This is a genomic window from Citrobacter sp. Cc139 (genome assembly GCF_030334645.1).
GTDB lineage: Bacteria > Pseudomonadota > Gammaproteobacteria > Enterobacterales > Enterobacteriaceae > Citrobacter > Citrobacter werkmanii.
This window is the reverse complement of sequence record NZ_JAOWDM010000082.1, coordinates 265,345-290,837: the sequence shown is the minus strand read 5'-3', so window position 1 is coordinate 290,837 and position 25,493 is coordinate 265,345. Positions and strand designations below refer to the sequence as shown.

Annotated in this window: 21 protein-coding genes and 2 pseudogenes; 7 read left to right on the top strand and 16 right to left on the bottom strand. The window is 53.3% G+C overall.

The window, feature by feature from the left end; genetic code table 11:
• Positions 1–274: 274 nt before the first annotated feature.
• Positions 275–1,156, bottom strand: a complete 882-nt coding sequence (gene yddG / locus OGV69_RS13615; protein WP_121529058.1) for an aromatic amino acid efflux DMT transporter YddG — start codon at positions 1,154–1,156, stop codon at positions 275–277.
• Positions 1,157–1,442: 286 nt separating this feature from the next.
• Between yddG and fdnG the strand changes: the two genes are divergently transcribed.
• The 4 genes and pseudogenes from fdnG to OGV69_RS13595 all read left to right on the top strand — a co-directional run.
• On the top strand, positions 1,443–4,490 hold the full coding sequence (fdnG, locus tag OGV69_RS13610) for a formate dehydrogenase-N subunit alpha (RefSeq protein WP_114140356.1): 3,048 nt from the start codon (positions 1,443–1,445) through the stop codon (positions 4,488–4,490).
• A gap of 12 nt (positions 4,491–4,502) precedes the next feature.
• The gene (gene fdnH, locus OGV69_RS13605) at positions 4,503–5,387 is read left to right on the top strand and encodes a formate dehydrogenase N subunit beta (RefSeq protein WP_038640640.1); all 885 of its coding nucleotides are present in this window, start codon (positions 4,503–4,505) and stop codon (positions 5,385–5,387) included.
• Positions 5,380–6,036: a formate dehydrogenase-N subunit gamma gene (gene fdnI, locus OGV69_RS13600; RefSeq protein WP_038640638.1), complete on the top strand. Its 657-nt coding sequence runs from the start codon at positions 5,380–5,382 to the stop codon at positions 6,034–6,036. Before fdnH ends, fdnI begins: the two co-directional genes overlap by 8 nt.
• Positions 6,037–6,163: 127 nt before the next feature.
• Positions 6,164–6,764 (top strand): annotated as a pseudogene (locus OGV69_RS13595) (inorganic diphosphatase); the annotation flags it as partial.
• An 81-nt stretch (positions 6,765–6,845) separates the two neighbouring features.
• On the opposite strand, the gene OGV69_RS13590 reads toward OGV69_RS13595, so the two are convergent.
• Positions 6,846–8,561 (bottom strand): ABC-F family ATP-binding cassette domain-containing protein, encoded by a 1,716-nt coding sequence (locus tag OGV69_RS13590; RefSeq protein WP_069325068.1) that lies wholly within the window; start codon positions 8,559–8,561, stop codon positions 6,846–6,848.
• Between the two features lie 418 nt (positions 8,562–8,979).
• Here OGV69_RS13590 and OGV69_RS13585 point away from each other — a divergent pair, with 418 nt between their 5' ends.
• Positions 8,980–9,882 carry an endonuclease/exonuclease/phosphatase family protein gene (locus tag OGV69_RS13585; RefSeq protein WP_069325067.1) on the top strand — a complete coding sequence of 301 codons (903 nt, stop codon included), beginning with the start codon at positions 8,980–8,982 and terminating at the stop codon, positions 9,880–9,882.
• A gap of 68 nt (positions 9,883–9,950) precedes the next feature.
• On the opposite strand, the gene maeA is transcribed toward OGV69_RS13585, so the two are convergent.
• The gene (gene maeA, locus OGV69_RS13580) at positions 9,951–11,648 is read right to left on the bottom strand and encodes a malate dehydrogenase (RefSeq protein ID WP_038640630.1); all 1,698 of its coding nucleotides are present in this window, start codon (positions 11,646–11,648) and stop codon (positions 9,951–9,953) included.
• 179 nt (positions 11,649–11,827) lie between these two features.
• Complete coding sequence (sra, locus tag OGV69_RS13575) at positions 11,828–11,968, bottom strand: stationary-phase-induced ribosome-associated protein (protein WP_038640628.1); 141 nt, start codon at positions 11,966–11,968, stop codon at positions 11,828–11,830.
• A gap of 228 nt (positions 11,969–12,196) precedes the next feature.
• On the opposite strand from sra, the gene OGV69_RS13570 reads away from it, so the two are divergent.
• The gene (locus OGV69_RS13570) at positions 12,197–12,628 is read left to right on the top strand and encodes an OsmC family protein (RefSeq protein WP_069325066.1); all 432 of its coding nucleotides are present in this window, start codon (positions 12,197–12,199) and stop codon (positions 12,626–12,628) included.
• Positions 12,629–12,675: 47 nt separating this feature from the next.
• On the opposite strand, the gene OGV69_RS13565 is transcribed toward OGV69_RS13570, so the two are convergent.
• From OGV69_RS13565 to OGV69_RS13540, 6 genes are read right to left on the bottom strand one after another with little or no spacing between them, the layout of a single operon-like run.
• Complete coding sequence (locus OGV69_RS13565) at positions 12,676–13,455, bottom strand: 3-hydroxybutyrate dehydrogenase (RefSeq protein WP_069325065.1); 780 nt, start codon at positions 13,453–13,455, stop codon at positions 12,676–12,678.
• Between the two features lie 11 nt (positions 13,456–13,466).
• Positions 13,467–14,861 carry a GntP family permease gene (locus tag OGV69_RS13560; RefSeq protein WP_199951110.1) on the bottom strand — a complete coding sequence of 465 codons (1,395 nt, stop codon included), beginning with the start codon at positions 14,859–14,861 and terminating at the stop codon, positions 13,467–13,469.
• 43 nt (positions 14,862–14,904) lie between these two features.
• Positions 14,905–15,828, bottom strand: a complete 924-nt coding sequence (locus OGV69_RS13555) for a 3-hydroxyacyl-CoA dehydrogenase family protein (RefSeq protein ID WP_069325064.1) — start codon at positions 15,826–15,828, stop codon at positions 14,905–14,907.
• Complete coding sequence (locus OGV69_RS13550; protein WP_069325063.1) at positions 15,818–17,020, bottom strand: acetyl-CoA C-acetyltransferase; 1,203 nt, start codon at positions 17,018–17,020, stop codon at positions 15,818–15,820. Before OGV69_RS13550 ends, OGV69_RS13555 begins: the two co-directional genes overlap by 11 nt.
• Before the next feature lie 10 nt (positions 17,021–17,030).
• Positions 17,031–17,687 (bottom strand): CoA transferase subunit B, encoded by a 657-nt coding sequence (locus tag OGV69_RS13545; protein ID WP_038640615.1) that lies wholly within the window; start codon positions 17,685–17,687, stop codon positions 17,031–17,033.
• 2 nt (positions 17,688–17,689) lie between these two features.
• Positions 17,690–18,397, bottom strand: a complete 708-nt coding sequence (locus OGV69_RS13540; RefSeq protein ID WP_032939731.1) for a CoA transferase subunit A — start codon at positions 18,395–18,397, stop codon at positions 17,690–17,692.
• Between the two features lie 142 nt (positions 18,398–18,539).
• Between OGV69_RS13540 and OGV69_RS13535 the strand changes: the two genes are divergently transcribed.
• Complete coding sequence (locus tag OGV69_RS13535; protein WP_038640611.1) at positions 18,540–19,430, top strand: LysR family transcriptional regulator; 891 nt, start codon at positions 18,540–18,542, stop codon at positions 19,428–19,430.
• Positions 19,431–19,443: 13 nt separating this feature from the next.
• Here OGV69_RS13535 and OGV69_RS13530 read toward each other — a convergent pair whose 3' ends face one another.
• The 6 genes and pseudogenes from OGV69_RS13530 to ddpX form a co-directional block, all read right to left on the bottom strand.
• Positions 19,444–20,385 carry an ABC transporter ATP-binding protein gene (locus OGV69_RS13530; protein ID WP_038640609.1) on the bottom strand — a complete coding sequence of 314 codons (942 nt, stop codon included), beginning with the start codon at positions 20,383–20,385 and terminating at the stop codon, positions 19,444–19,446.
• Positions 20,378–21,364, bottom strand: a complete 987-nt coding sequence (locus tag OGV69_RS13525) for an ABC transporter ATP-binding protein (protein ID WP_286469288.1) — start codon at positions 21,362–21,364, stop codon at positions 20,378–20,380. The genes OGV69_RS13530 and OGV69_RS13525 overlap by 8 nt, the downstream gene beginning before the upstream one ends.
• Positions 21,361–22,257 carry a D,D-dipeptide ABC transporter permease gene (gene ddpC / locus OGV69_RS13520; RefSeq protein WP_038640605.1) on the bottom strand — a complete coding sequence of 299 codons (897 nt, stop codon included), beginning with the start codon at positions 22,255–22,257 and terminating at the stop codon, positions 21,361–21,363. Before ddpC ends, OGV69_RS13525 begins: the two co-directional genes overlap by 4 nt.
• Positions 22,254–23,275, bottom strand: a pseudogene (locus OGV69_RS13515) (ABC transporter permease). The gene ddpC and the pseudogene OGV69_RS13515 overlap by 4 nt, the downstream one beginning before the upstream one ends.
• Before the next feature lie 44 nt (positions 23,276–23,319).
• The gene (locus OGV69_RS13510) at positions 23,320–24,882 is read right to left on the bottom strand and encodes an ABC transporter substrate-binding protein (RefSeq protein ID WP_069325061.1); all 1,563 of its coding nucleotides are present in this window, start codon (positions 24,880–24,882) and stop codon (positions 23,320–23,322) included.
• Between the two features lie 15 nt (positions 24,883–24,897).
• Positions 24,898–25,485 carry a D-alanyl-D-alanine dipeptidase gene (ddpX, locus tag OGV69_RS13505; RefSeq protein WP_069325060.1) on the bottom strand — a complete coding sequence of 196 codons (588 nt, stop codon included), beginning with the start codon at positions 25,483–25,485 and terminating at the stop codon, positions 24,898–24,900.
• Positions 25,486–25,493: the final 8 nt, after the last annotated feature.

Below are 25,493 nucleotides of genomic sequence, written 5' to 3'. Positions count from 1 at the left end.
TTAATATGTGACAAATCTGATGAGATATATTTACGCAGGGGACTATTATGACAGCTATGGTTTAAATGGCGTTAGTTTCGCATGTGTAATATATACATATGGAGGGATATAGATAAATGTGAAATACTTTCGCGCATTAACTAATATTCATATATTTAACATTTAATTAAACAAATATAAACAAAAAATACAAGAGCAATGCGCAATAATTATCCATCAGCCTGGCTAAAGTATAGCCGGATTTTATTTATTTGTGATAAAACCCGGTTTTTTTTCAGGCGCGGCGCGTTGCCAACCAGCAAAGTAGCGAGCCAGCGCAAACCATCAGCGCGCCTTGCCAGAAAGAAAGTGATAGCGGGGCGCTGAGTAGCACGGCGGCAAGCGCGGAGGACAGTACGGGAGTAAAATAAGAACCCACCGCCATAATGGTGACATTACCGTGCAAAATACCAATATTCCACGCAGCATAGGCAAATCCTAACGTTAATGCTGCAGTGAACATTTTAATCGTCACCGGAGTGCTGAAAACCATTTCCGGTTGAGGGGTGACAAAATAGTAAACCCACAGACTAGCGGCTGTCAGTAAGACGAACACCGTGATGCCGTTAAAGCCTTTTGCATATTTATTGGTCACTGTGCAATATGTGGCCCAGATAAAAGCGCCCAGAAAGGCGAGAAAATAGCTGAGTGGACTACTGGCAACATTGCTGATAATTTCGCCAGGATTGAGGCCGTTTTCACCACCTAATACCCAACAAACACCGGTCAATGCGATAATTAATCCAGGAATGACCAGCCAGGTTGATTTTTGACCATTAAATAATATGGCGAACAATATCGTCAGGCTTGGCCAGAGATAATTTACCATCCCGACTTCAATAGCCTGATGACGGGTAGCGGCATAACCCAGGGCCAGTGCTAAACAAATTTCATAGCTAACAAAAAGCACGCTACCGGCGATTAAATAGCGAACAGGAATTTTTCTGATATTTGGAAATCCGACAGTAAATATGAGCAACAGGCCGCTTAATGAAAAAATCATCGCTGCGCCGCCAGCAGGCCCCAGTCCCTCACTCACACCCCGAATAAGTCCAACCATCGTGCTCCAGAGTACGATGGCAATCAGACCAATTAACGTTGCTTTTTGTTTTGTCATTCTGTTTCTCTGTTCATACCACTGGCAAAAAATAAGCTGAAATTTATAGCACTTTTACACCGTAGCACGCTAATTAATTACCTTTTGCATACCTCCTTGTGGGTACAAGGGTTAAACAAAGTGCACTATTTAGTAGCGGAACCGTTTCGTTTTTGATTTGACGCAAAAAAAATATGGATATAGCTGATAGTTTCGTCGCGAAGTTGTACATGTCATCTTTCAGGCTGCCTCGATTACGCACTTTGAGAGATTTCTTGTACGAATCCCTGCAAAAAAGAGGAAAGCAATGGACGTCAGCCGCAGACAATTTTTTAAAATCTGCGCGGGCGGTATGGCGGGAACAACAGTAGCCGCTCTGGGTTTTGCACCCAAAATGGCACTGGCTCAGGCACGAAACTATAAGTTATTACGCGCCAAAGAGATCCGAAACACCTGCACATACTGTTCCGTAGGTTGCGGGCTATTAATGTATAGCCTGGGTGATGGAGCAAAAAACGCCAAAGAGTCGATTTACCATATTGAAGGTGATCCGGATCATCCGGTGAGCCGGGGGGCATTATGTCCTAAGGGCGCAGGATTACTGGATTACGTACACAGTGAAAACCGTCTGCGTTACCCGGAATATCGAGCTCCTGGTTCCGACAAATGGCAGCGTATCAGCTGGGATGAAGCTTTCTCCCGCATCGCGAAGCTGATGAAAACTGACCGTGACGCCAACTTTATTGAGAAAAATGAGCAGGGCGTAACGGTTAACCGCTGGCTTTCAACCGGGATGCTGTGCGCATCTGCAGCAAGTAATGAAACCGGCATGCTGACGCAAAAATTTGTGCGCTCACTCGGCATGCTGGCAGTAGACAACCAGGCGCGCGTCTGACACGGACCAACGGTAGCAAGTCTTGCTCCAACATTTGGTCGCGGTGCGATGACCAACCACTGGGTTGATATTAAAAATGCTAACGTCGTGATGGTGATGGGCGGTAACGCCGCTGAAGCACATCCGGTGGGATTCCGCTGGGCGATGGAAGCTAAAAACAACAATGACGCCACGCTGATTGTTGTTGACCCACGTTTTACACGTACAGCCTCGGTGGCGGATATTTACGCACCGATTCGTTCCGGCACGGACATTACGTTCCTGTCCGGCGTTTTGCTGTACCTGATTGAAAATAACAAAATCAACGCTGAATATGTTAAGCATTACACCAACGCCAGCCTGCTGGTGCGGGATGATTTTGCTTTCGAAGAGGGTCTGTTCAGCGGGTATGACGCGAATAAACGTCAGTACGATAAATCGTCCTGGAACTATCAGTTCGATGAAAACGGCTACGCCAAACGCGATGAAACATTAAGCCATCCGCGCTGCGTGTGGAACCTGCTGAAACAGCATGTATCCCGTTACACGCCAGATGTGGTGGAAAATATCTGCGGTACGCCAAAAGAAGACTTCCTGAAAGTCTGCGAAGTGCTGGCTTCCACCAGCGCAGCCGATCGCACAACCACCTTCCTGTATGCGCTGGGCTGGACGCAGCATACCGTCGGGGCGCAAAACATCCGCACCATGGCGATGATCCAGTTGCTGCTCGGCAACATGGGGATGGCCGGCGGCGGTGTCAACGCCTTGCGCGGTCACTCCAACATCCAGGGGTTAACAGACTTAGGACTGCTCTCTACCAGTCTGCCGGGCTACCTGACGCTACCGTCAGAAAAACAGACAGATCTGCAAACCTATCTGGCTGCGAACACGCCAAAAGCGACGTTGGCCGATCAGGTTAACTACTGGGGCAACTATCCGAAGTTTTTCGTTAGCCTGATGAAATCTTTCTACGGCAATGCGGCGCAGAAAGAGAATGACTGGGGCTTTGAGTGGCTGCCGAAGTGGGATCAGTCCTACGACGTCATCAAATACTTCAATATGATGGATAGCGGAAAAGTCACCGGCTACATCTGTCAGGGCTTTAACCCGGTTGCGTCCTTCCCGGACAAAAACAAAGTGGTGCAGTCCCTGAGCAAACTGAAGTATCTGGTCGTTATCGATCCGCTGGTGACAGAAACCTCAACGTTCTGGCAAAACCACGGCGAATCGAACGACGTTGATCCGGCATCTATCCAGACCGAAGTCTTCCGTTTGCCGTCGACTTGCTTTGCGGAAGAGGATGGCTCAATCGCCAACTCCGGTCGCTGGCTGCAGTGGCACTGGAAAGGTCAGGACGCGCCGGGCGAAGCCCGTAACGATGGCGAAATTCTGGCCGGCATTTACCACCGTCTGCGCGACATGTACCGCACTGAAGGCGGTAAAGCAGTTGAACCCGTGCTGAAAATGAGTTGGAACTATAAGCAGCCGGACGAACCGCATTCAGAGGAAGTGGCGAAAGAGAACAACGGCTATGCGCTGGAAGATCTCTATGATGCCAACGGTGTGCTGATTGCGAAGAAAGGCCAGTTGCTCAATAGCTTTGCGCTTCTGCGTGATGATGGCACAACCTCATCTTCCTGCTGGATTTATACCGGGAGCTGGACCGAGCAGGGCAACCAGATGGCCAACCGCGATAACGCCGACCCGTCAGGGCTGGGTAATACGCTGGGTTGGGCATGGGCATGGCCACTGAACCGTCGCGTTCTGTATAACCGCGCGTCGGCGGATCCGCAGGGTAAACCGTGGGATCCCAAACGCATGCTGATCCAGTGGAACGGTACGAAGTGGACGGGGAACGACATCCCGGACTTCAACACCGCGGCGCCTGGCAGCGGCACCAATCCGTTTATCATGCAGCCGGAAGGTCTGGGTCGTCTGTTCGCCATTGATAAGATGGCGGAAGGGCCGTTCCCGGAACACTACGAGCCAATGGAAACGCCGCTGGGTACCAACCCGCTGCACCCGAACGTAATCTCCAACCCGGCAGCCCGTCTGTACGAGGCGGATAAGCTACGCATGGGAACCAAACAGGACTTCCCGTACGTTGGGACGACTTATCGTCTGACCGAACACTTCCATACCTGGACCAAGCACGCATTGCTGAATGCGATTGCTCAACCAGAACAGTTTGTGGAAATCAGCGAAACGCTGGCGGCAGCGAAAGGTATCAATAACGGCGATCGCGTGAAAGTCAGCAGCAAGCGTGGATTTATTCGCGCAGTTGCGGTGGTTACGCGTCGTCTGCGTACCCTGAACGTCAATGGTCAGCAGGTCGAAACGGTTGGGATCCCGATCCACTGGGGCTTTGAAGGAGTCGCGCGTAAAGGCTATATCGCCAACACCCTGACGCCGAATGTCGGTGATGCAAACTCGCAAACGCCGGAATACAAAGCGTTTTTAGTAAACATCGAGAAGGCGTAAGGGGGCGAATATATGTCTATGGAAACGCAGGACATCATCAAACGGTCCGCAACAAACTCCATCACGCCGCCGCCTCAGGCCCGTGATTACAAAGCAGAGGTCGCGAAACTGATCGATGTGTCCACCTGTATAGGCTGTAAGGCCTGCCAGGTGGCATGTTCAGAGTGGAACGATATCCGCGATGAAGTCGGTCATTGCGTCGGGGTGTATGACAACCCCGCCGATCTCAGCGCCAAATCCTGGACGGTGATGCGATTTAGCGAAACCGAACAGAACGGCAAGCTTGAGTGGCTAATTCGTAAAGACGGCTGTATGCACTGTGAAGATCCGGGCTGCCTGAAGGCGTGCCCGTCTGCCGGGGCGATTATTCAGTACGCCAACGGGATTGTCGATTTCCAGTCAGAGCACTGCATTGGCTGCGGCTACTGTATTGCCGGGTGTCCATTTAATATTCCGCGCCTCAATAAAGAGGATAACCGCGTGTATAAATGTACGCTGTGTGTGGACCGCGTCAGCGTCGGGCAGGAGCCTGCCTGCGTCAAGACCTGTCCAACAGGGGCAATACATTTCGGCACCAAGCAGGAAATGCTGGAAATGGGCGAACAGCGGGTGGCCAAACTGAAAGCTCGCGGTTTCGAACACGCCGGACTCTACAACCCGGAAGGTGTGGGGGGGACGCATGTGATGTACGTTCTGCATCATGCCAACCAGCCGGAGCTGTACCACGGCCTGCCGAAAGATCCGCAGATTGATACCTCTATCAATCTGTGGAAAGGGGCGCTGAAACCGCTGGCCGCAGCCGGATTTATCGCCACCTTCGCCGGACTTATTTACCACTACGTTGGTATTGGTCCGAATAAGGAAGTGGACGACGACGAGGAGGATCATCATGAGTAAGTCGAAAATGATTGTGCGCACGAAGTTTATCGACCGCGCCTGTCACTGGACGGTGGTGATCTGCTTCTTCCTGGTGGCGCTGTCGGGGATTTCATTTTTCTTCCCGACTCTGCAATGGCTGACGCAGACTTTCGGTACGCCGCAGATGGGGCGTATTTTGCACCCGTTCTTCGGGCTGCTGATCTTCGTGGCGTTAATGTTCATGTTTGTACGCTTTGTTCACCACAACATCCCGGATAAAAAAGATATTCCGTGGCTGAAAAACATTGTGGAAGTGCTGAAAGGCAATGAACATAAAGTGGCGGATGTGGGCAAGTACAACGCCGGACAGAAAATGATGTTCTGGTCGATCATGAGCATGATTTTCGTGCTGCTGATTACCGGCATTATTATCTGGCGTCCGTACTTTGCGCAGTTCTTCCCGATGCAGGTCGTGCGTTATAGCCTGCTGATCCATGCGGCGGCAGGCATTATCCTGATGCACGCCATCCTCATCCATATGTATATGGCATTCTGGGTGAAAGGCTCTATTAAAGGCATGATCGAAGGGAAAGTGAGCCGTCGCTGGGCGAAGAAACATCACCCGCGCTGGTATCGCGAAGTCGAAAGACAAGAAGCGAAAAAAGAGAGCGAGGAAGGGGTAAACTAATCCCTGACGTTACCTCCACGTAATGGCGCTACATCGGTAGCGCCATTTTTTTGCCAAAAAAACGTCATGTTTCTGTCATCTGCTTAACGTAAGGTGTTGTCTTTAATAATAGAAGAGTTAAAAGACAATGCATCTGGTAAAAAAATTACTCGCAGTCAGCGTGTTTTTTTGTGCGTCCGCTCAGGCGCAGAACATCCTCGAATTTCCTCAGCCGGAAAATAACCCGGAAGAGTTTTATGCCGTAACTGAAATCCCGGCAGGTGGAATGATTAAATATGAAACCGACGCCAAAACCGGTTTTATCGTTGCCGATCGCTTCCAGTCAATGCCGGTTGCCTATCCCGCCAACTACGGCTCGTTGACTCAATCTTTAGCCGGTGACGGCGACCCGCTGGACGTCATTTTTTATACCCGTGCGCCACTGGCCCCAGGAACATTGATTAAGCTGCGCGCGATTGGCGTGCTGAAGATGATCGACGGCGGAGAAAAGGACGACAAAATTGTCGCCGTTCCGGCCAGTAAAATTGACCCGACTTATGATGACATCAAAGAGTTGAGCGATCTGCCCAAGATTGAAGTGCAACGCCTGGAATCTTTCTTCCGCGTGTACAAAGATCTGCCGGAAGGGCGCAAAAAGGTAGAATTAAACGGTTTCAACGACGCCGCTACGGCAAAGCAAGAGATCAAACAGGCCTGGGATGCCTGGAAAGAGAAAAAAACGCAGTAATACATGGCATGCCGGATGACGGGCCTACAGGCGCATTTTGCTGATGTAGGCCGGATAAGCTTGCGCCATCCGGCAATGCGGTTTACTCCAGTAGTGAGTTCAGACGCGCAATCTCCTGACGCCATTGCGCTTGTAACAGCGGTTTTTGATGTTTCGGCTTACGAGCGAGATCGTCGGCCAGCCGCTGCTCCAGTTCGAGAAGGTGTTCCAGTAACGCATCACTGTCGCGGCTTATTTCATTTCTCGCTTCAACCACCGTTTTCGGGACGGGTATCTCAGCAGATGTTTCCCGAATTCGCGCGTTGATCGCGTCCAGATCGTGCCATTCGCTGAGTTCGCCGTTCTCAATAAACCAGAACCGGTTACAGCTTTTGCTGATAAGCTGGCGATCGTGACTGACCAGCAGCACGCCGCCGTGATAGCTTTGCAGCGTTTCTGCCAGCGCCTCTTTGCCTTCCATATCCAGATGGTTGGTCGGTTCATCAAGCATCAGCAGGCTATAACGCGCAAGCGTCAGTCCCACAAACAATAACCGGGAACGCTCGCCACCGCTTAATGTACTGACCCGCTGTGCGTGCCGAACCCATGGAAAGCCCGCGCTAATCAAGGCCATTTTGCGAATATCAGGCTGAGGAGCAAACGCTTCCAGCGCGTCAAACAGCGAGTCGTCATCAGCGAGTTGGTGCAGCGTTTGATCATAATACCCCAACGTAACGCGCGGGTGTAACACCAATGAAGGCGATGCCAGCTGTGAGTGAAACTGTTGCCAGATAAGCCTTAACAGCGATGATTTCCCACACCCATTGCGCCCGACAATCGCCACGCGATCGCCGCTTTTTACGCGGATACCGGCTATCGAAAACAGCGAATCTGCGCCAGGAGCAGGGGCCACGGACAGATGAGTCATCTCCAGCAAACGATCCGCACGCAGGGCATCACCCTGCAATGTTAGTGTCCACTGACTTCCCGAGGTTACTTCGGTCTGTACCTCTTTCAGGCGCAGCACCTGTTTTTCCATCTGCTTGGCTTTACGGGAAAGGTCTTCGTTGTCGTAGACCCGCCCCCAGGTCGCCAGCCGTTTGGCGCTGGCGGTGACGCGGTCGATCTCCTTTTGTTCAGCCTTATGGCGCAAAGCATCGCTGGCGTCTCTGTCTACCAGAGCCTGACGCGCCGCGCTACAGGGCAGATCGAAGGCGTGCAGGGTGCGATCGCGCAGGATCCAGGTCCCGTGAGTCACGGCATCCAGTAACTGCGGATCGTGGGAAACCACTACAAAACTACCAGACCAGTTCTGTAAGAACTGTTCCAGCCACAGTAATGTGGGCAAATCCAGGTGGTTACCCGGTTCATCCAGCAGTAGCAGGTCAGGATTTCGCATCAGCGCCCGCGCTAATAACAGGCGCGTGTGTTGTCCGCCGCTCAGCGTTTGTGCTGTCAGAGATAAATTCTCCGGCGTGAAACCCATTTCGGCCAGCAACGCTTCAACTCGCCATTGCTGGCTCGCGCGTTCATGCTCGGGAAGTTGAGCAAGCACCGCCTCTTGCAACGTAAGCGGCAGTATATCGTCAGGTAAATGTTGCTCCACACGTGCGAGATGACAGTGATTCGCCTGCGCGATAGACCCGCTGGTGGGTGAAATCGTGCCATCAAGCAGTTTTAACAGCGTACTTTTGCCGCAGCCGTTGTAACCGATAAGCCCGATGCGGTCACCTTTTTTCAGGGTGAAGGAAAGATCGTCGAATAGCGTGCCAAATGCCGTATCAACGTGTAAGGATTGTGCGGTTAGTAATGTGCTCATTGTTGCTTACTCAAGAGTTACAGGCGTAAAAACGCCTCGTCAAACATCGCTGACGATAACCCGGTAAGCCCGAGAGAAGGGGATTGAGAAGTTAGCTTCGCTCAAGCAGAAGTTATCGCAGCACGATACCGATAACGCTTGAGCACTGGCGATCGCCAAAAGCATGTGAAACGATAAAACGTTCACAGTACAGCATAAGTATCCTCCTTTTGTTTTTCAGAATGTTAATCGGTGATGAAAGTGTAATCGCAACATACGCGGTAGCGCAAGCTTTGAACGCCCAGCAGATCACAAGACAAATAAATCAGGCAAAAGTTAATTTTCGTCGCGTCGAAAGCTTGAGTTAAGGATCACAATAACGATCGCTGTTCTCCGGTACGCTGTCGCTCACTATTTTATTAATTGGAGAATAGATGACATGAAAAAAACAATGACATTGACGATGATTGCGCTGGGATGTTTATTTGCAAATGCACAAGCAAGTGAAAAACTCGCTGGTAATGAGATACTTAAAGTGCAAAAGGGTGGTGTTCCTGACAAAATTTACACGCAGAATAACCCGCATTTAAAGATTGCCACCTATAACATTGGTAAAAATGAAGCATCTGCTGATGTGGCGGATTTTACGGCACTTAATTCAGCTATTAAAAGAATAGATGCAGATATTATAGCAGTGCCAGAGGTTGATAATAAAACAGGGCGCAGTCAAAAGATCGATCAACTCAAAAAAATCGCTGATGCCAATAAACTGTATTACGCCTTTGGTAAAGCGCTCGATTTTGATGGCGGTGAGTACGGGTTAGGACTGCTTTCCAAATATAAAATATTGCACACGCAGGTGGTAAAATTACCGTCGGGTAATGCTGAACAACGCGTGGCGTTACTGGCGCAGGTTGACGTGCCTGGGTTTGATTCTGCCCCCATCATTATGGTGACCCATCTCGACTGGCAAAAAGATCCTACCATGCGTACGGAACAAGCCCGCTATCTTTTAGATATCAGCATTGGCGACGCGACATCAGATTTCCCGGATATCGCCTCCTCAATTAAAATCCTTGCAGGGGACTTTAATTCGACCCGGGACGAGCAGCCGCTGAAAGAAATACGTTACTTTTTCAACGAAGTGACGAAAGACGGGGTTGATACCCGCAGTTGGCCAGCCGTTAACCCTGCGATCGATATAGACCATATTTTCACGTTTAAAGGGCAGAAGTGGAACGTCAAAAATCTGGAAATTCCACATAACTCACCCGAATTTACGTGGTCTACGGCGAGCGATCACCTGCCGGTTATCGCTGAGCTGGAACTTTCAGAACAGTAATCTGCATACTGTATTTCGTTCATCGAACGCTTAAAATTGCCCGGCAGACTCTGCTGCCGGGCAAACCGTCAAATAGAAGTTCGACGGTAGTCGCGATATTCCGCCTGCCAGAAATTATCGTCAATCGCCTGTTGCAGCGCTTCGGCGGACGTTTTCACAGCCACGCCTTGCTGCTGGGCCATTTTACCCACGGCAAAAGCAATCGCACGGGAAACTGTCTGAATGTCTTTCAGTTCCGGTAACACCAGTCCTTCGCCGTTCAGCACCAGCGGTGAATACTGCGCCAGTGTTTCACTGGCCGACATCAGCATTTCATCGGTAATGCGCGATGCGCCGGAAGCAATAACACCCAGCCCGATACCCGGGAAAATATAGGCGTTATTACACTGAGCAATCGGGAAAACTTTTTCCTTCCACACTACCGGCGCGAACGGACTACCGGTCGCAACCAGCGCGTTACCTTCGGTCCAGGCGATAATATCCTGTGGCGTAGCTTCCACGCGTGAAGTTGGGTTAGACAGCGGCATGACGATGGGACGCGAACAATGCTTGTGCATTTCGCGGATGATCTCTTCGGTAAACAGGCCGGTCTGTCCGGAAACACCAATCAGGATATCCGGCTTAACGTTACGCACCACGTCGAGTAACGACAGCACATCCTCTTGCGTATCCCAGTGCTGCAGATTTTCGCGTTTTTGCACCAGTTTGGTCTGGAAGGAGAGCAGGTTCGGCATTTTGTCGGTTAACAGGCCGAAGCGATCGACCATAAACACGCGCTGACGCGCCGCTTCCTCGCTTAAACCTTCACGCTGGATTTGCGCGATGATCTGCTCGGCAATCCCGCAACCGGCTGAGCCCGCTCCCAGGAACACGATATTCTGTTCACTTAACTGGCTACCCGCCGCGCGGCTGGCGGCAATGAGCGTACCAACGGTAACGGCTGCGGTGCCCTGAATATCGTCGTTAAACGAGCAAATTTCATCGCGATAGCGGTTCAGCAACGGCATCGCATTTTTCTGCGCGAAGTCTTCGAATTGCAGCAGCACGTCCGGCCAACGATGCTTCACAGCCTGGATGAATTCATCGACAAATTCGTAGTATTCATCATCAGTGATACGCGGATTACGCCAGCCCATATACAGCGGATCGTTCAGCAGTTGCTGATTGTTGGTACCGACGTCCAGGACGACCGGCAGGGTGTAGGCCGGACTAATTCCACCACACGCGGTATACAGCGACAGTTTACCGATCGGAATACCCATCCCGCCGATCCCCTGGTCGCCAAGGCCCAGAATACGTTCACCGTCGGTAACGACGATGACTTTGATATTGTGGTTAGGCACGTTCTGCAGGATATCGTCCATATTGTGGCGGTTCTGATAAGAGATAAACACACCGCGCGCGCGACGGTAGATCTCAGAGAAACGCTCACAGGCAGCACCTACCGTTGGGGTATAGATAACCGGCATCATCTCATCAAGGTGATTATGCACCAGTCGGTAAAACAGGGTTTCGTTGGTGTCCTGAATGTTACGCAGGTAAATATGCTTGTCGATTTCGGTTTTGAATCCCTGATATTGGATCCAGGCGCGTTCAGCCTGTTCTTCAATCGTCTCGACCACTTCCGGCAGTAACCCCAGCAGGTTGAAGTTACGGCGTTCTTCGACACTGAAAGCGCTCCCTTTATTCAGTAAAGGGAATTCCAGCAGTACCGGGCCAGCGTAGGGGATGTAAAGGGAACGCAGTTTTTTAGTTTCGTTTTCCATGTCACTCACTCTTTTTTGAATAACCGTCCCTGGCGTTCTTTATGATCGTGTGTGGCCTGTCCGCCAGGGAAACGGGCGAAGTATAAAGCATTGTGAATGGGGTATGGGGTTTTATAAGCAAAAACACCACTGCGGTTGCAATGGTGTTTATCTCGTTATTCAGTCAGACCTGCGAAAGACTATTTGCCGTCAGCGCGGCGTTTTCTTCCGGTAGGATTGTTGACCACACTGGTTTTGTCACCTTCGGTCACGACTTTACGTTGGTTTGAGATTTTGTGGTCCAGTCCAAGAATATGACGGGCCTGACGGTTCGATTTCATTCTAACTCCTTAATCCTGTTTCTGGTTTCAAGGGCGAGCCCGTATAACAACGGACGAAATACAACCTGATAGAAAGCCGATGTTTAAAATAACGGCTTTCAGGATGGTCGGTCATTTTGTCTGAAAGGTCAATGCTTAAGCGGTAAATGCAGAACTATCCCGGATGGATCATGCATTTTCTCAGGCGTCCTATACTTGTAACTTCAACGACAACACAGGAGAACGGTAATGACTATCCATAAGAAGGGTCAGGCACACTGGGAAGGCGACATTAAGCGCGGTAAAGGTACCGTATCGACCGAAAGTGGCGTGCTGAATCAGCAACCGTATGGGTTTAATACCCGGTTCGAAGGGGTAAAAGGCACCAACCCTGAAGAGTTGATTGGCGCGGCCCATGCCGCCTGCTTCTCAATGGCGCTTTCGTTAATGCTGGGCGATGCGGGCTTTACGCCAAACGCCATTGATACCACTGCCGATGTTTCTCTGGATAAGGTGGATGCGGGATTTGCGATAACCAAAGTAGCGCTGCACAGTGAGGTAAGCGTTCCGGGGATAGACGCCGCCACGTTTGACGGCATCATCCAGAAAGCGAAGGCCGGCTGCCCAGTTTCGCAGGTACTGAACGCGGAAATTACACTGGATTATCAGCTGAAGTCTTAATCGTGGCGTGCCGGATGCGACTACGTCTTATCCGGCACCCGATGATATTATTGCGCCACCCAGCCGCCATCAATATTCCACGCAACGCCTCGTACCTGCGCCGCACCGTCTGAACATAAAAACAACGCGAGTTCCCCTAACTGCTCCGGCGTGACGAATTCGCGCGACGGTTGCTTTTCCGCCAGCAGGGCGTCACGTGCGACGTCAGGCGCAGCGCCTTCGGCAATACGTTTATCAATCTGCTGCTGGACCAACGGTGTGAGCACCCAACCGGGGCATAGCGCATTGCAGGTGATGCCGGTCTGCGCGGTTTCCAGCGCAATGGTCTTGGTTAATCCCACCACGCCGTGCTTGGCTGCCACGTACGCGGATTTCTCTTTAGAAGCCACCAGGCCGTGAACCGAGGCGATATTAATGATGCGTCCCCAGTTCCGTACGCGCATGCCTGGCAGCGCCAGTCGCGTAGTGTGAAAAACGGATGAGAGGTTAATAGCAATAATTGCGTTCCATTTTTCAACCGGGAAGGTTTCTACCGGAGACACATGCTGGATCCCGGCGTTGTTGACCAGGATATCCACACCGCCAAATTCGCTTGCGGCATAGCGCATCATGTCAGCAATTTGCGCTTCATCGCTCAGGTCCGCGCCGTGGTAGCCTGGCGTTTTGCCATACTGCGCCACGGCGTCTTTGGCGTCTTTGGCGGCTTCGACATCACCAAACCCGTTGAGGATCAACGAAGCGCCCGCTTGTGCCAGCACCTGAGCGATGCCTAATCCAATACCGCTGGTCGAGCCGGTAACCAGGGCGGTTTTTCCCGTTAAGTTCATGATGATTCTCCTTAAACAATTCCGGTGGTGTAGAAGACGCCGATAACAAACAGCACGGCCAGGCTTTTGATCACGGTGATGGCGAAAATCCCGCCGTACGCCTGACGATGGCTGAGGCCGGTAATAGCCAGCAGGGTAATGACCGCGCCGTTGTGCGGCAGGGTATCCATGCCGCCACTGGCCATTGACGCCACGCGGTGGAAGACTTCGAGTGGAATATTGGCGGCATGGGCAGCGGCAATAAAAGTGTCAGACATGGCGGCGAGGGCAATACTCATTCCGCCAGACGCCGAGCCGGTGATCCCGGCCAGTGTGGTGATGCTGATGGCTTCGTTAAGAAGCGGGTCGGGGATCGCCGCCAGCGCTTTTGACAACACAAGGAAACCCGGCAGGGCAGCGATCACCGCACCAAAACCATACTCCGACGCGGTGTTCATGGCCGCGAGGATCGCGCCGCCAACCGCCGTTCTACTGCCTTCCGCCAGGCGACCTTTAATGTTGCGATAGCCGAACAGCACCACCAGCAGGATCCCTGAAATCAGCGCCGCTTCCACCGCCCAGATAGCGGTAATTTTACCGACTTCGGTGGTAATCGGTTTGGCAAGGCCTGGCAGTTCCAGTTGATGTGTTGCGCCATACCACTGTGGGATCCAGCGGGTAAACAGCAGGTTAAATACCCCAACCAGAATCAGCGGAGAGATAGCGATTATCGGGTTCGGCAGGTTAATGTTATCCGGCGTTTCCGGCTCGTTTAACAGTTCAGTGCCATAGCCTTCATTCTTTGCCTGCGCTTTACGACGCTGACGTTCGAGATAAACCAGACCGACGAAAATAATAAACAGCGAGCCTATCAGCCCCAGCCACGGCGCGGCCCAGGCGTTAGTCCCAAAGAAGCTGGTCGGAATAATATTCTGGATCTGCGGCGTGCCCGGCAAGGCGTCCATCGTGAAGGAAAACGCGCCCAGCGCAACGGTGGCCGGGATCAGGCGCTTAGGGATATTACTCTGGCGGAACAGCTCCGCCGCAAAGGGATACACCGCAAACGCCACGACGAACAGCGATACCCCGCCGTAGGTTAACAGCGCGCACACCAGCACGATCACCGGGATGGCGTGACGCCGCCCGAGAATATTGATGGCGGCGGCAACAATAGAGCGGGAAAAACCAGACAACTCGATTAACTTGCCAAACACCGCACCCAGCAAAAATACCGGGAAGTAAAGCTTCACAAAACCGACCATTTTTTCCATAAACAGGCCGGTGAAGGCAGGGCCGACGGCGCTGGGTTCGGTAAGCAATACAGCACCTAATGCCGCGATGGGGGCAAACAGGATGACGCTGTATCCGCGATAGGCTGCAAGCATCAGCAGGCCCAGCGCTGCCAGGGCGATTAATACACTCATCATGACTCCTCAATATCATTGTTATAGTGGGGTACAGAAAGAGAAGTTACGGGTTCAGGGCAAAGCGCAGCTGGTACTCTCTGCGTTGCTGGATGTACTCCTTGCGCGAATCATCCCAGCGATAAAATCCCTGGCCGCTGCGCAAACCAGTATCACCGTTGGCAACCTTGTCAGCGACCAGCGACATCATGTCGCTACCGGTGGCGAGCGTGGGTAACAGATGCTGACAAATGTCCTGTACCGTAGAAAGACCCGTCATATCAGCCGCCTCCAGCGGGCCAACCATGGCATAGCGTCGTCCGAGCGAGGCACGCATTACCTGATCCACTACCTCCGCGCTGGCGATACCGCTTTTAACGATATGCAACGCTTCACGCAGCAGGGCGAATTGCAGACGGTTGCCGACAAACCCTGGCGCGGCGCGATCGAGTACGACCGCTTCCAGCTGCATCGACAGCAGTAGTTGTTGTAATTCATGGAGATATTCCGCCTTCGTTGCCGTCCCCGGCACAATTTCAACCAGCGGAATAAAGTGCGGCGGGTTCCAGAAATGGGCAATCAGCAACCGCTCAGGATAGGCAAGCTTTTCTGCCAGGGCATCGGGTGGCAGTCCGCTGGTATTACTGGCAATAACCGCCTCCGGTGCGATCAGCTCTTCCAGTTGCGCATACAGCGCATGTTTAAGTTCGAGGCGTTCCGGGATGGCTTCAATCAGCAATCCGCACGCGGCAATATCCTGTAGCGACGTCGTACCGTGTAGACGGTTCATAACCGATGTTTTTTCGCTTAGAGCAAATTGTTCAGTAGCAATAAGCTCATCCACAATACCGCTGGCAATAAGGCTAATTTCCGCAATTCGGCTGCTATCGGTGTCGTACAACCAGATATCGTGTCCAAAGCGGGCAAAGTGGGTGGCGATGCCGACGCCCATTAAACCCGCGCCCAGTACGCAAATTTGCTTATTTTTCATGAGATCCCCCTGGACGCTCTACTGCCAGCGCAACACCCTGACCGCCGCCTACGCACAGCGTGGCCAACCCTTTAGCGGCGTTACTGCGGGCCATTTCATGCAGCAGGGTCACCAGAATCCGGCACCCGGAAGCGCCAATCGGATGACCCAGCGCGATCGCGCCGCCATTGACGTTAACTTTGCTGCTATCCCAGTTCAGTGATTCGCCAACCGCCAGCGCTTGTGCGGCAAACGCTTCGTTGGCTTCAATGAGATCAACATCGTTCAGCGCCCAGCCAGCCCTTTTCAGACACTGAAGTGACGCATCTACCGGCCCAATACCCATAATGGCCGGATCGACGCCGGAGACCGCGTAGCCCGCAACCCGTCCCAGAACCGACAAATTGAGTTCTGCGGCTTTGGCGGCGCTCATTAGCATCACCGCCGCGGCGCCATCATTGATTGAAGAAGCATTCCCGGCGGTCACCGTGCCGTTTCCAGGCCGAAACGCTGGCTTGAGCTGCGCCAGCTTATCAGCCTGAGTATCCGGGCGCGGCTGTTCGTCACGGTCCACTACACGCGGCGGTTTTTTCCCCTGCGGAACGCTGACCGGGGTAATCTCCGCACTAAAACGACCGGCTTCAATCGCGGCAGCTGCTTTTTGCTGGGAGTGCAGAGCAAATGCGTCCTGTTGCTCACGACTGATAGCGAACTTATCTGCCAGATTCTCCGCGGTAATGCCCATGTGATAGTCGTTGAAGGCGTCCCATAAACCGTCATGCACTACGCTGTCTTTCAGGCTGGCATGACCCAGGCGCAGACCGGCCCGCGCGCCGTCGAGGAAATAGGGCGCATTGCTCATGCTCTCCTGCCCACCGGCAATCACAATTTGCGCATCACCGCAGCGAATCGCCTGTACCGCCTGATGCACTGCCTTCAGGCCCGAGCCGCACACCAGATTAATGGTTAGCGCTGGCGTAGTGACCGGTAAGCCCGCGCGTAACGCCGTCTGTCTGGCCGGATTTTGACCACTGCCCGTCGTGAGCACCTGACCCAAAATCACTTCATCAATTTGCTCAGGCGCCACGGCCGTTTTTTCCAGCAGGGAACGGATGACCACCGAACCGAGTTCAACCGCCGAAAGCGGCGCCAGCGCGCCCTGAAAACTGCCAATCGGGGTGCGCGTTGCCGCGACAATAACAACATCCTGCATGGTCAGCTCCTCAGTTAAATTGCATCTCGGGGACATTTTCAGGAACGATCAGCTTGCCGGCGGTTCTGGCGACGATGTCATCCACGCTGATACCCGGGGCGCGTTCGCGAAGAATGAACGCCCCGTCAGCAATCTCCAGCAACGCCAGATCGGTAAGTACGCGTTTGATGCAGGCCACGCCGGTCAGCGGCAGGGTGCAGGCGGGAAGCAATTTTGACTCACCGTTTTTGGAGGCATGGGTCATCACCACGATGATGTTGTCGGCTCCGGCCACCAGGTCCATTGCGCCGCCCATGCCTTTCACCATTTTTCCGGGGATCATCCACGAGGCGATATTGCCGTTAACATCGACTTCAAACGCGCCGAGCACCGTCAGGTCAACGTGGCCGCCGCGGATCATCGCGAAGGATTGCGCCGAGTCGAAAATCGCTGCGCCTTTGCGCGCTGTCACGGTCTGTTTTCCGGCGTTGATCATGTCCGCATCAATTTCGTCTTCTGTGGGAAACGGCCCCATACCCAGCAAACCGTTTTCCGATTGCAGCATCACGTCCATACCATCGGGGATGTAGTTCGCTACCAGAGTGGGAATACCAATCCCAAGGTTGACGTAATAACCGTCGCGCAGCTCACGGGCGACACGCATTGCCATTTGTTCACGCGTTAACATGGTCAGGCTCCTTTCTGGCGCAGGGTGCGTTGTTCAATACGTTTTTCAAATTGCCCCTGAATAATGCGGTTAACAAAAATTCCGGGAGTATGAATCGCAGCGGGATCCAACTCGCCAGGGGGGACGATCTCTTCAACTTCCACCACGGTAATGCGCCCGGCAGCGGCCATCAGCGGATTAAAATTCTGTGCGGTATGGCGATAGATAACATTGCCGTACCAGTCGGCTTTCCAGCCTTTGACCAGCGCAAAGTCTCCGGTTATGGCCTGTTCTAAAATGTACGGACGTCCGGCAAACTCGCGCACCTCTTTTCCTTCGGCCACGGGGGTCCCGTATCCGGTCGCGGTGAAGAAAGCGGGGATCCCCGCGCCGCCAGCGCGCAACTGCTCCGCCAGCGTGCCTTGCGGCGTCAGGATGGCTTCCAGTTCGCCGCTAAGCACCTGCTTTTCAAACAGCGCGTTTTCACCCACATAGGATGCAACCACTTTGCGCACCTGACGCGTTTCCAGCAGTACGCCGAGGCCAAAACCGTCCACGCCGCAGTTGTTTGACACCACGGTAAGTCCCTGAACCTCCCGACGACGTACTTCGGCAATCAGATTTTCAGGGATGCCACATAAGCCAAAACCGCCCGCCAGCAGCGTCATGTTGTCGGTCAGTCCTTCCAGCGCCTCTTGATACGTGGCGACCCGTTTATCCAGTCCAGCCATATACTTGCCCCTCCTGTTGTCCTTGCCGACATCATTGGGGGAGAAAAATGATTTGTTAATTTTAAATTTGTGACTCACTCATTGGGTTTTTTTATCAATTTAATGTTAATTAAAGGTATTCAACAGGTTAAAGGAATGCGAAATGGGAATGAGCATCAAACAGTTACGCGCGTTTTTAGCGGTAGCTCACACTCTGAATTTTGCTCATGCCAGTGAAAGACTGAATATGTCGCAACCCGCATTAAGTCTGGCGATTAAAGGACTGGAGGATTCGTTGGGTGGGGCTTTACTATTGAGAACCACCCGCAAGGTGACCCTGACACAGGAAGGGGAAACGTTGCTGAACATGGGGCGACAGCTGCTTGCGGACTGGGAGAACACGGAAGAGGCAATGCGCCAGCGATTCACGCTGCAACGCGGTAAAATCTCTATTGCCGCCATGCCTTCATTTGCTGCTAACGTCCTGCCGTCAGTACTAAAGACGTTTCGTGATTCCTATTCCGGTATCAACGTAACGGTTCACGATGTGATCAACGAACAAGTCATTGAGATGGTGAGTGAAGGGCGGGTGGAGATGGGCATTGCCTTCGAACCGGACTATTCCGGGCATCTGCATTTCACCCCGCTTGGTGTGGATCGTTTTATCGCGATTGTCCCGCCAACATGCCGACTGGCAGGGCGGGATCGTATTGCGTGGCGTGAACTGCTGACGCTGGATTTCATCACTCTGCAACGACCTTCCGCTGTGCGTCTGATGCTGGAAGAACAGTTGGTGCAAAGCGGGCATTCGCTGGAGGTGGCGCTGGAGAGCCATCAACTGGTGACCATTGGCCGGCTGGTGGCTAAGGGCCTGGGCGGCAGCGCGGTACCCGCGCTGTGCCGTACGCAAATGACTGAATTAGGCGCAACCTGTATCGATCTGGACACGCCGGTGATCCAGCGTCGGATCGGCGTTCTGCGTTCGGCACATCATAAGTTATCTACCGCCTCAGAAGTGCTGGTGGATACCCTGAAAAAGGCGTATTGCGCCTGATTTTCCGCCGCGTTCAGCTCACGTTAACCGCCCGCCAGCAGCGAACCTCACATCCTGATTCGCTGGACAGCAAGATCTGTTTATTCTCACAGCCACGGATCGCCAACGGACATCTGTCACGAAAAAAACAGCCCTCAGGCAGCGTTCGGTTCCCCGGTAGTTCGGTTTTCCGTAATACTAAATCCTCCGCCAGCGGTGCTCCCGTTTTAGGGACGGAGTCCAGTAATAATCGCGTGTAGGGATGAGCAGGATGAGTAAGAACCTGCTGCGTTTCTCCCAGTTCAACAATTTGCCCAAGGTACATCACCGCCACGCGATCGCTCATATGGCGAACCACCGACACGTTATGCGATATCAGCACATAGGTCAGATTTCTGCGTGCCTGCAATGACACCAGCAGGTTAAGAATTTGCGCCTGCACGGAGATATCCAGCGCCGAAGTGGGTTCATCCAGTACAATCACGTCCGGCTCTGACGACAACGCCCGAGCAATGGCAATACGCTGACGCTGCCCGCCGGAGAACGCATGCGGCAGACGGTCGAGATATTCAGGGCGGATCCCTACCTGTTGCGCCAAATCTTCGGCAAGAATGCGGCGTTCACGCTCGGAGCTTCGCTTCTGGATCCACACCGGTTCGGTGATAATTCGCCACACCGGTAAGCGCGGATCAAGCGATGAAAGCGGGTCCTGAAAGACCATCTGCATACCATTGTGCTGCTTGCCATCGCGGCGAGAGTAGTTTCCCTGACTGGGTTGCAGCATCCCCATCAGCAGTTGCGCCAGCGTACTTTTTCCGCAGCCGGATTCACCGACAATCCCCAGCGTTTCTCCCTGACGAATCTGTAAATCCAGACCGTTGAGCGCATGCACCCGTTCGGTAACCTTGCCGAGCCAGTTTTTACGCGCGGGAAAGCTGACATGAACATCCTGCAGGGCCAGTAAAAATTCAGACATGTGTTGTCTCCAGTTGCGGATACCAGCAGGCCGATTGTTGATCCGCGCCTCCCTGACTGCTTAATGCAGGCGTCTCGTCACAGCGTGGGCCGGCGGCAAAACAGCGTTCGCGAAAAGCGCATCCGCTCGGTAAGCGGGTTAAATTCGGTACGGTTCCGGGAATGGCTGGCAGCAATGCGCGCGGTTCGCCGTGTTCCGGCGCACATTTCAGCAAGCCGATGGAATAGGGGTGCGTCGGATGCTGAATAACGGTTTGTGTTGGGCCGCTCTCAATCACGCTTCCGGCATACATGACGTATAACCGGTCGCACAATTGTGAAACCACCGCCATATCGTGGCTGATAAATAACACGGCTGTCCCGCTGGCGCGCGCTTTTAGCTTCAATAAACGCAGCACCTGCAGCTGTACCGTGACGTCAAGTGCGGTGGTCGGTTCATCGGCAATGATCAGTTCCGGCTCGCAGGAAAAGGCCAGCGCAATCATCACCCGCTGGCGCATACCGCCGGAAAGCTCAAACGGGAAGCGTTTCATCACTTCCGCCGCGTCCGGAATTTGCATCTCTTCCAGTAAAGCGATGGCTTTCTGGCGAGCATCCGTGCGGCTTAGCGCCTGGTGATGGCGGATAACTTCCACCATCTGCTGGCCGATACATCGCGTGGGATTAAGCGCGGTCATGGGCTCCTGAAAGATCATCGCAACGCGTGCGCCGCGCCATTGACGCATTTGCTTTTCGCTGGCGTTGAGCACATCTTCACCCAGTAGCGAAACGCGTCCCTGGTGAATATGATAGCTGCCCTCCGGCAGCAGCCGCATGGTAAGCATCGCCGTCACGGACTTGCCGGAACCGGATTCACCGACCACGCCGACAATTTCTCCACGGTTGATATGCAGCGAAACATGGTTCAGCGCATGCACGTCAGCTTTATAGCCGGGGAAACTCAGATGCAAATCCTCGATTTCCAGTACGGGTTGTGTCATGACTGTTTTCCTCCGGCTTTCGGATCCAGCAGGTCGCGAATACCATCGCCAAAAAGATTAAAGCCCACGGCGGTAATCAGAATTGCGGCGCCGGGAAAAGCGCAATACCACCACTGATCGAGCACGTAGTTGCGGCCTATCGCCACCATCGCTCCCCATTCCGCGCTGGGCTGCTGTGCGCCCAGACCAATAAACCCGAGCGTGGCGGCCATCAGGATCGCGCTGCCGATATCCAGCGACGCCTGCACAATCAGCGGCGGTAGAGAGTTACGTAAAATGTGCCAGCTAATCAGGTGCCAGCGAGAAGCGCCGTAGGTCCGCGCAGCCTGGACATAGGTAAACTGACGCACCACTAACGTTTGACCGCGGGCGAGGCGCACATAAAAAGGAATACGTACGATGGCAATCGCCAGCATGGCGTTAAACAGGCTGGGTCCCAGCGCAGCGGCCAGCGCCATTGTCAGTACCAGCGAAGGGATGGACAGCATGATGTCCATTATTCGCATGATAATTGCATCGGCGCGTCCCCCCATGACGCCAGACAGACAACCCAGCAGCGAACCCAATCCGCCAGCAATTCCCACCACCACCAGACCAGCGACGACCGACTGCTGGCTTCCGACCAGAACACGGCTGAACAGATCGCGGCCCACTTCATCGGTACCAAACCAATGGGACGCAGACGGTGGCAGCAGGCGCGCACTTAAATTGATGGCATTAGGATCGTAAGGCGTAATCCACGGTGACAGCACCATCAGCAACAGTATCAGTACAATGATGACCCCGCCTATCAGCGTCAGCGGGCTGCTTTTCATCATCCACAACAATTTCGCCCAGTCCGTACGACGACGAGCAGTCTGTGGGGCGGTCGGCGTTTCTTGAGTGAGCATCATTCAGCACCTCCGCGTCCAATACGTGGGTCAATCCACAGGTAGAGTAAATCAACCGCCAGGTTGACCAGCACATAAGCGAAAGAGACCACTACGGCAAATCCCATTACCGCCGGGAAGTCGAGCGCCTGAATCGACGTTACCACCCAGGCGCCCATTCCCGGCCAGGCGAAGACCGTTTCGGTCAGTACCGCACCGTAGAGCAGATCGCCCAATGCCAGGCCGAGCACGGTTATTGATGGAATAAGCGCATTCGGCAACGCGTAACACAACACGATGTACCAGCCCGGTAGCCCGCTGGCGCGCGCGGTACGAATGTAATCTTCACTCAGTTGCTCCAGCATGGCGGAGCGAATCTGGCGGGCAACGATCCCTAAGTGCACAAAAGCCAGCGTCAGTGACGGCAGGATCAGGTGCTGGAGCGCATTGAAAAAGACTTCGCCATTGCCTTCCAGCAGGGCATCAATCAGGTAGAAGCCGGTGACATGAGCCGGTGGATCCAGCCAGTCGTCTAACCGTCCACCGCCGGGCAAAATTTGCAGATGACCGTAAAACAGCACGATAACCCCCAGCCCCAGCCAGAATGCAGGCGTGGAGATGCCGGTAATCGCCATCAGGCGAACGAGGTGATCAAGCCAACGGTTGCGCCAGACTGCAGATAAAATACCTAACGGAATACCGATCACAGCGCCAGCAACAAAGAGCAGAAAGCCAGCTCCAGGGTGGCGGGAAAGAAGATACGCAGTTCATCCAGTACCGGGCGTCCGGTGCGAATAGAGGTGCCTAAGTCGCCCTGAAAGATATCGCTCACATAGCGAAAGAACTGCACATACAGCGGTTGGTTCAGCCCCAGCTGTTGGCGAATATTTTCAACAATTTCATCGCTGGCGCGATCGCCCGCCAGCAACCGCGCGGGGTCGCCTGGGATCAGGTGCGAAATAATAAAGGTGATCACGCAAACACCGATAACCACCAGAATAAGTCCCCAGCATCGCTGGCGTAAAATGCTCCAGAACGTCATTAGCTTCCCCTTGCGGAGCCTGAGTGGCTCCGCATCAACGTGGCTTATTTACTCATGGTGGAGATATTGAAGACCTGTTCCAGCATGGGGTTAAATACAAATCCTTTGACGTCTTTGTTCATCGCCAGTTGATAGTTTTTCTGGAATAAATAGACGTAGGCCGCTTCATCAATCACGATGGTTTGCGCCTGCTGGTAATCATTGGTTCTGGCGACCGGATCGGTGGTGGCTAATGCGCTACGCAGCAGCTTATCGACCTCACTGTTTTCATAGAATGAACGGTTACCCGGCAGACCTTTTTTATCTGACTCAAACCAGTAGTTAATGAACATGTACGGGTCGGCGAAATCCGGACTCCAGTTACCGATAGCAATGTCGTAATCCCCTTTACCCACACGGTCACGCATGGTGGCATTCGCCAGTTTTTCCAGCTTCACCTTAATACCCAGTTTGTTGAGACTGGCCTGGGTAGAGAGGGCAATCGGCTCCCAGTTAGGGTCATTATCTGAATACAAGAAACTCAGGCTCTCGGGTTTGTTCGCGACCTTGTCCCATGCGGCTTTCGCTTTGGCTTCATCAAAACTGTACTGCATAGCCTTGTCATCAAAACCCCACATACCTTCAGGGATCGGACCGCGCATCTGTTTACCATTGCCACTGAGGATCCCATTCACCATGCCTTTATAATCGGTGGCCCATGAGATGGCGCGGCGTAAATCCACCTGATTGAGCGGCGCTTTACTGTTGTTCAGATACAGATAGGTCACGCGCAGCGAGGGATAATCCACTACGTTAACTTTGCCTTCCTGTTTTAAAGCGGCCAACTGGTCGACCGGAAGCGCGTCGGCAATGTCGATATCGCCCCGCGACAATTGCAGGCGACGGGAGGCGCTTTCACCAATGATTTTTACCGAAACCCGCTTAAACGTTGGTTTGGCCCCGGAATAATGCGGGTTTGGCACCAGTACCAGTTGTTGTCCTTTTTGCCAGCTTTTCAGCATGAAAGGACCGGAGCCTGCCGTGTTCTGCGCCAGGAATCCGCGGGCATCGTCTGCGGCATGTTCTTTTAAGATTGCCGGGTTGATAATTGAGGCCCCGTCATTTGCCAGCGTATACAGGAAGGGTGCGAACGGCTGGCTGAGGGTAAATTTCACCGTGTTGTCATCAATGGCCTCAACCTTCAGATCTTTCGGGAATGCTTCAGCGGGTCCCTGGCCAATTTTGAGCAGGCGCTCAAAGGATTGTTTTACTGCATCTGCCGTCACCGGCGTACCGTCGGCGAATTTGGCATCGTTTTTCAGGGTGAACGTCCACTCTTTCTGATCGTCAGAGGCTTTCCAGCCGCTGGCTAAATCACCTTCAACTTCCGTTGAGCCTTTACCGCCTTCGGTTTTGTACTGAACCAGACGCTGATAAGAGGGATAGGTGACCGTCCAGTCGTTGTTATCGATGGTCACGGCGGGGTCGAGCGTCTGCGGGTCGGCGGCTTTACCGATGACCAACATATCTTTAGGCACGACGGCCTGCGCGGCAGGGAGGGCAAATGCCAGCGTAATGGCGATCAGAGCGGGGCGAAAAAACGCATTTAACGCAGGTGTAGTCTTCATAACCAGGCTCCAGAATTAAAAGGGATGTTGTGTTGTTATGGGGGGAACAGGGAAACAGGCTGTCTGGTCGTCAAGCAGCGGATAACGCGCGGCATCAGGTAATTCAAAATGCCACCACTCGCTGTTAATGCCGACAAAACCGCCACCGAACATAATGGCGTTGAGTAACAACCGGTTACGCTGCGCGGCTGGTGGAACAGAAGGGTGCCAGGCATGAGAACGGTCGTGCATCTCATCAAAATCAGCGCCCATATCGAGAACATTGCCACGATCGTCCATCAGCGTAACGTCGATGGCCGTTCCGCGGCTGTGATTGGATCCAATCGCCACATCGACGACGTACTGGGGATCCGGGCACGCATTCCACAGCACCGCCTGCGCCTGCTGGGGGCGATACGCGTCATACACTACAAGCTTCAGGCCCGCCAGTTGCGCGATACTGATGCTTTTAGCCAGCGCGGTTACCGCCTCGCGGTGTAACAGGCAGCGCGCTTCCCGGTAGATAGGCGCGCCGGTAATGTTGTCGGCCGTGGCGTATTTGAGATCGATATGCAGCGACGGGAATATCACCGACAGATCGACCAGTTCTGGGGTTTCTGACATAGCACATT